Origin of the sequence: Flavobacterium sp. (assembly GCF_023151265.1) — a bacterium.
Classification (GTDB): Bacteria; Bacteroidota; Bacteroidia; order Flavobacteriales; family Flavobacteriaceae; genus Flavobacterium.
On record NZ_JAKLJH010000131.1, the window covers coordinates 1 to 7,239 of the forward strand.

Below are 7,239 nucleotides of genomic sequence, written 5' to 3' on the forward strand. Positions count from 1 at the left end.
CTTTGCGCGAAGGAAGTGCAGCAGATTTTCTAAAGCGTTTATCCGAATTAGACGGAATCTACCAAAACATTAAAGACGCTCAAGGTCCAAACGAAGTGTTGCGATACATCGGCGAATTATCAGGCGATTTACAACAAGACAAAGGAAAATTAGAAGTAAAACTAATTTCGGTTCCAGCCAATTCAGCTTTAGGTTCGTTAAAAGGTTCGGATTCTATTTTTGAAATTTATACAGAGTCGTATGGCGAGCAACCTATCGTAATTCAAGGCGCTGGAGCAGGAGCATCCGTAACTGCAAGAGGTGTTTTTGGCGATATTTTACGCTTATCCGAAAAAAAATTATAACAGCCCAAACTCAAAACCTGCAAGATTTTAAAGTCTTGTAGGTTTTACTTTTAACATTTCAAACTATTAAACAATTCAACAAACAAAACCATGAGCAATCAAAATTTAGGATTAGAAACCCAAGCCATCAGAACGCAATTAGAACGTTCGCAATATTTAGAACATTCAGTTCCGCTATATTTAACTTCAAGTTTTATTTTTGAAGATGCCGAAGATATGCGCGCTTCCTTTGCTGAGGAGAAAGAACGCAATATTTACAGCCGATTTTCTAATCCCAATACATCTGAATTTGTTGAGAAAATTTGTCAAATGGAAGGAGCAGAAGACGGCTACGCTTTCGCAACCGGAATGGCGGCAGTGTATTCTACTTTTGCAGCTTTATTAAATTCAGGTGATCATATTGTTTCGGCAAGTAGTGTTTTTGGTTCTACACATACGTTGTTTACCAAATATTTCCCAAAATGGAATATCACGACCTCCTATTTCGATGTCAATAAACCGGAAACGATTGAAAATTTCATCCAACCAAATACGAAAATCTTTTACGCAGAATCTCCAACCAATCCAGCAGTTGATATTTTAGATTTAGAATTGTTGGGGCAAATTGCAAAAAAACACAACTTAATTTTAATCATTGATAACTGTTTTGCAACGCCTTATATTCAAAATCCAATTCAATTTGGTGCCGATTTAGTGATTCATTCTGCAACTAAATTAATCGATGGTCAAGGTCGTGTTTTAGGCGGAGTAACCGTTGGACGCTCCGATTTAATTCGTGAAATTTATTTGTTTTCCCGAAATACTGGTCCGGCCTTGTCGCCTTTCAATGCTTGGGTGTTGTCAAAAAGTTTAGAAACGTTGCCGGTTCGTATCGAAAAACATTGCGAAAACGCTTTAAAAGTAGCTGAGTTTTTAGAAAATCATCCCAACGTAGCTTCAGTGAAATATCCGTTTTTGAAATCACATCCGCAATATGATGTCGCAAAAAAGCAAATGAAATTAGGTGGAAACATTGTAGCTTTCGAAATCAAAGGCGGAATTGAATCGGGAAGAAAATTCTTAGATAAAATCAAATTATGTTCGTTATCTGCTAATTTAGGAGACACGCGTTCAATTGTAACGCATCCAGCTTCTACAACACACAGTAAATTAACTGAAGAAGAACGTTTAGCCGTAAGTATTACTGATGGGTTGGTGCGCGTTTCTGTGGGTTTAGAAACGGTTCAAGATGTAATTAATGATTTGAAACAAGCGTTAGGATAAAAGTTTTTTAATCATTTTATAGATTTATATTCTGTTTGAAATTATTAATTTAGAATATAAATCTATTGATGTTATTTTTTTAATGAAATTTTAGAAAATATTTCATAATTTCAATTTTGTCACTACATTTGCAGTGTTCATAATTATAGTGTTTGTTATCACGAAAGCTGGAGGGAATAGACCCTACGAAAGCTTAGCAACCCTACACTTGTAGAAGGTGCTACATTCTATTCCGATTTATCGGAAGCAGATAACGTTAGAATTGCTCTCCAACTTTCTACGGTAACAAATTAAGTTAATCAAGAAAAATTAGGTAATTAGCCTTTGCGAGAGAATACAATGTCAAAAATTCAAGAAGAAATCAAAAAACGAATTCTCGTGCTCGATGGAGCTATGGGAACGATGTTGCAGCGTTATAAATTTGAAGAAGAAGATTTTAGAGGCGAACGTTTCAAAGATTTTCCACATCCCTTAAAAGGAAATAACGATTTACTTTCCATTACACAACCAGAAGCAGTAAAATCGGTACATCGTGCTTATTTTGAAGCGGGAGCCGATATTGTAGAAACTAATACATTTTCGGGAACAACCATCGGAATGGCGGATTATCACATGGAAGATTTAGTTTACGAATTGAATTTTCAATCGGCAAAAATCGCTCGTGAAGTTGCTGATGAGTTTACGGATAAGCCAAGATTTGTTGCTGGTTCTATCGGACCAACCAACAGAACCGCTTCTATGTCGCCTGATGTAAATGACCCAGGATTTCGAGCTGTGAATTTCGACGACCTAAAAATCGCCTACAAACAACAAGTCGAAGCGTTAATTGATGGCGGTTGCGATTTGCTTTTGGTAGAAACGATTTTCGATACTTTAAATGCAAAGGCTGCTTTGTTTGCCATCGAAGAAGTAAAAGAAGAAAGAAATATAGATATTCCAGTAATGGTTTCAGGAACAATCACGGATGCTTCTGGAAGAACGCTTTCGGGTCAAACTGTGGAAGCTTTTTTGATTTCGATTTCGCATATTCCGTTGTTGAGTGTTGGATTTAATTGCGCTTTAGGAGCCGATCAATTGAAACCGTATTTGAAACGATTAGGAAATAACACCTCATTAAATATTTCGGCGCATCCCAATGCAGGTTTACCCAATGCCTTCGGGCAATACGACCAAACTCCTGAGGAAATGCAACAATTAATTCGCGAATATTTACAAGAAAATCTAGTGAATATAATCGGTGGATGTTGCGGAACGACACCCGAACATATCAAATTAATTGCCGAGGTAGCAAAAGAATTCAAGCCACGCCCCCGTAGAGAAAACGCATGCGTTGTCTCAATAATTGATTCATCAATTATTCAAAATGAAAACAATGAAAAACAGTACCATAAAAATACAATTCGAAACATTTTTACAGTCGCAACGATGTTGGGTTTGCCAATACGTGAGCAATAGTAAATCCTTTTGGAAAGATGTTGCGAAACATTATAAAAGAATAAATAATGAGTTATAATTCCGATAAATATTTAAAATTATCAGGTTTAGAACCTTTGATTGTAACTCCAGAAACCAATTTTGTAAACGTTGGAGAACGAACAAACGTAACCGGTTCTAGAAAATTTCTTCGATTAATTAAAGAAGAAAAATATGATGAAGCGTTAGAAATTGCACGTGCTCAAGTTGAAGGTGGCGCGCAAATCATCGATGTCAATATGGATGAAGGAATGTTGGATGGTGTTTATGCTATGACCAAATTCCTAAACCTAATCGCAGCTGAACCTGATATTGCCCGAGTTCCTGTTATGATTGATTCCTCAAAATGGGAAATCATTGAAGCAGGTTTAAAAGTAATTCAAGGAAAAGGTGTGGTGAACTCGATTTCTTTAAAAGAAGGAGAAGCTACTTTTATTCATCATGCCAAATTAATCAAACGATACGGAGCCGCTGTAATCGTGATGGCTTTTGACGAAAACGGTCAAGCCGATACTTACGAAAGACGTATCGAAATTTGTAAAAGAAGTTACGATATTCTGGTGAATCAAGTTGGTTTTCCTGCCGAAGATATCATTTTCGACCCTAATATTTTTCCTGTTGCAACCGGAATGGAAGAGCATAAATTAAATGCTTTAGATTTCTTCCGTGCTACCAAATGGATTCGCGAAAATCTTCCGTATGCACATGTTTCGGGCGGAGTTAGTAATGTGTCTTTTTCTTTCCGTGGGAACGATAAAGTGCGTGAGGCGATGCATTCAGCATTCTTGTATCATGCAATTCAAAACGGAATGACGATGGGAATCGTAAATCCTGAAATGTTAGAGATTTATGATGAAATTGACAAGGTTTTACTTGAACATGTTGAAGATGTTCTTTTAAACAGAAGAGAAGATGCTACAGAACGTTTATTGGATTTAGCCGAAAGTTTTAAAGGCGATGTAAAATCGAATGAAAAAGCTATTGCTGAGTGGCGAAATGGTTCAGTTCAAGAGCGCTTAACGCATTCGTTAGTAAAAGGAATCGATGAGTTTATCGAAATTGATGTGGAAGAAGCGCGTCAGTTGGTTGAAAAACCAATAGAAGTTATCGAAAATCATCTGATGAACGGAATGAATGTGGTTGGAGATTTATTCGGAAGTGGAAAAATGTTCTTGCCTCAAGTAGTGAAGTCGGCTCGCGTAATGAAAAAAGCGGTAGCTTATTTACTTCCTTATATTGAAGCTTCAAAGGACGGAAAATCTTCATCAGCAGGAAAAGTATTGATGGCAACTGTAAAAGGTGATGTGCATGATATTGGTAAAAACATTGTATCCGTTGTTTTGGCGTGTAATAATTTCGAAATCATCGATTTAGGTGTGATGGTTCCACCTGAAAAAATCATTGAAACTGCAGTTAAAGAAAATGTAGACATTATAGGTTTGAGTGGTTTGATAACGCCTTCGTTGGATGAAATGGTGTATTTGGCCAAAGAAATGGATAAATTAAACATCAAAATTCCAGTAATGATTGGTGGCGCAACCACTTCTCGTGCTCACACCGCTGTTAAAATTGCTCCAGAATATAAGGAAACAGTTGTGCATGTAAATGATGCTTCACGTGCAGTAACAGTTGCAACCCATTTATTACAATCGGAAACGAAAGTAACTTATGCACATTCGCTTCGCGTAGAATATGATAAGTTAAGAGAAGGATATTTGAATAGAAGCAAAGAGAAAAACTTCTTGTCTATTGAAGAAGCTCGCAAAAATAAATTCAAAATCGACTGGGACACTTACGAACCTGTAAAACCAAATTTCATCGGAACAAAAACCATTGAAGTCGAGTTGTCAGAATTAGTAGATTTCATCGATTGGACACCATTCTTTCAATCATGGGAATTGTATGGGAAATTTCCAGTGATTTTAACGGATGAAATTGTAGGCGAACAAGCTTCTGATTTATATAAAGATGCCCTAAAAATGCTTTCTCAAATTGTTTCAGAAAAATGGTTCACAGCAAAAGGAATTTTAGGAATTTTTCCAGCTAACACAATAAATGATGACGATGTTGAGGTTATTACTTCAAGCGAAGTTGAGAAGTTTTTAACGCTTCGTCAACAGTCTCAAAAAACGGTTGGAGCACCAAATATCGCTTTAGCAGATTTTATTGTTCCGAAAGAAATTGGAAAACAAGACTATATTGGATGTTTTTGTGTGTCAACCGGATTTGGGGTAGATGAAAAAGCTTCGGAATTCGAAAAACAATTAGACGATTATAATTCCATTTTGGTTAAAGCTTTGGGTGATAGATTAGCAGAAGCTTTTGCAGAATATTTGCATTTAAAAGTTAGAAAAGAAATTTGGGGTTACGCTTCGGATGAGGTGTTGTCAAATGACGAATTAATCAAAGAAAAATATAAAGGAATTCGTCCAGCTCCAGGTTATCCCGCTTGTCCTGATCATTTAGAAAAACCAACCATTTGGAAATTACTAAATGTAGAACAAGAAATAGGAGTAAAGTTAACTGAAAGTATGGCGATGTGGCCAGCAGCTTCGGTTTCGGGCTATTATTTTGCGAATCCAGAAAGTAAATATTTTGGCTTAGGAAAAATTAAAAAAGACCAATTAGAAGATTACGCCAAAAGAAGAAATATAAATGTTGAATTAGCCGAAAAATGGCTCTCACCCAACCTAGCAGATTAAATATTTGTTTCAAGTTTAATGTTTCAAGTTGTGTAACTAACTTGAAACATTAAACTTGAAACCTGAAATTAAAAAACATGAAAGTAACTGAACATATACAAAACGCCAACGGAAAACCTTTGTTTTCTTTCGAAATTTTACCTCCATTAAAAGGACAAAACATTCAATCTATTTTTGATAGTATTGATCCGTTAATGGAATTCAATCCGCCGTTTATTGATGTAACCTATCATCGTGAGGAATATGAATTCAAGGAATTAGCAAATGGCTTACTTCAGAAAAAAGTAGTAAAAAAGCGTCCAGGAACGGTTGGTATTTGTGCTGGAATTCAGAATAAGTATGAAGTGGATGCTATTCCGCATATTTTGTGTGGTGGTTTTACCAAAGAAGACACAGAGAATTTATTAATTGATTTGGATTTCTTAGGAATTGACAATGTTGTAGCGCTTCGTGGTGATGCAGTTAAAAGCGAAATTTACTTCAAACCTGAAAAAGAAGGTCATGCTTATGCTTCTGAATTAGTAACGCAAATTAGCAATTTGAATAAAGGAATTTATTTGGACGAAGATTTGCAAAATTCTACTAAAACCGATTTTTGCATTGGAGTTGCTGGTTATCCCGAAAAACACATGGAAGCACCAAGTTTAGATAGCGATATTCATTTTGTAAAGCAAAAAATTAAAAACGGAGCGGATTATATTATCACTCAAATGTTTTTTGATAATAAAAAATTCTTCGATTTTGTAACTAAATGTAGAGCTGCTGGAATTACAGTTCCAATTATTCCAGGATTAAAACCTATTGCAACCAAAAAACAATTGAATTTAATTCCACATCGATTCAGTTTAGAATTACCCGATGATTTAATTATGGCTGTAGTGAAAGCAAAAGATAATGATGCTGTAAAACAAATTGGAATTGAATGGTGTATCCAACAAAGTAAAGAGTTAATCGCGGCAGGAATTCCAGTTTTACATTATTATTCTATGGGAAAAGCAGAGAATGTTAAAGCAATTGCAAGAGAAATTTTTTAAATTATAGTTCTTTTTAAAGTTAGGTCTCCTAAGTATTTCGTACTTAGGAGATTTTTTTTTAAATCCAAGTTAAGCTTTTATTCGTAAGTAAAGTTAGTGTTTCAAAAAAGTTGTTTATTGAGTCGTAATCATTAAGATTTTAAATTAACAAATTGTTATTTTAAACGAAAGGTGATTTTTAATTGCCTATTTAGTAATAAATTTATCGACGAAAAACACAGAAATTCGATTAATGACATTTTGTTGTTTTTTAAAAAGTGTATTTTTTCGAATTTTTCTATTTTTTGATTGTTTTGAGAGGTTTAATTTATATTAATGTGTTTTTACGAGATTTTATTTAAATATAATTCAATAAAAATGTTAAATATTTAATTTTAATTTTCTTTAAAATGATTGTGATTGAAAAAAATATATTTTTTATTC

The 7,239-nt window shown here is 34.8% G+C and carries 4 protein-coding genes, 1 pseudogene and 1 riboswitch; all 5 genes and pseudogenes read left to right on the forward strand.

The features are described 5' to 3' along the window. A pseudogene (locus L6Q46_RS11265) lies at positions 1-344 on the forward strand (bifunctional aspartate kinase/homoserine dehydrogenase I); the annotation flags it as partial. Positions 345-434: 90 nt separating this feature from the next. Next, positions 435-1,607 carry an aminotransferase class I/II-fold pyridoxal phosphate-dependent enzyme gene (locus L6Q46_RS11270; RefSeq protein ID WP_291284386.1) on the forward strand — a complete coding sequence of 391 codons (1,173 nt, stop codon included), beginning with the start codon at positions 435-437 and terminating at the stop codon, positions 1,605-1,607. Between the two features lie 152 nt (positions 1,608-1,759). Beyond that, positions 1,760-1,864, forward strand: a riboswitch (SAM riboswitch). 82 nt (positions 1,865-1,946) lie between these two features. Then, positions 1,947-3,062, forward strand: a complete 1,116-nt coding sequence (locus L6Q46_RS11275) for a homocysteine S-methyltransferase family protein (RefSeq protein WP_291284387.1) — start codon at positions 1,947-1,949, stop codon at positions 3,060-3,062. A gap of 47 nt (positions 3,063-3,109) precedes the next feature. Next, positions 3,110-5,782 (forward strand): methionine synthase, encoded by a 2,673-nt coding sequence (gene metH / locus L6Q46_RS11280; protein WP_291284388.1) that lies wholly within the window; start codon positions 3,110-3,112, stop codon positions 5,780-5,782. Positions 5,783-5,859: 77 nt separating this feature from the next. Next, positions 5,860-6,816: a methylenetetrahydrofolate reductase [NAD(P)H] gene (gene metF, locus L6Q46_RS11285; protein WP_291284389.1), complete on the forward strand. Its 957-nt coding sequence runs from the start codon at positions 5,860-5,862 to the stop codon at positions 6,814-6,816. Positions 6,817-7,239: the final 423 nt, after the last annotated feature.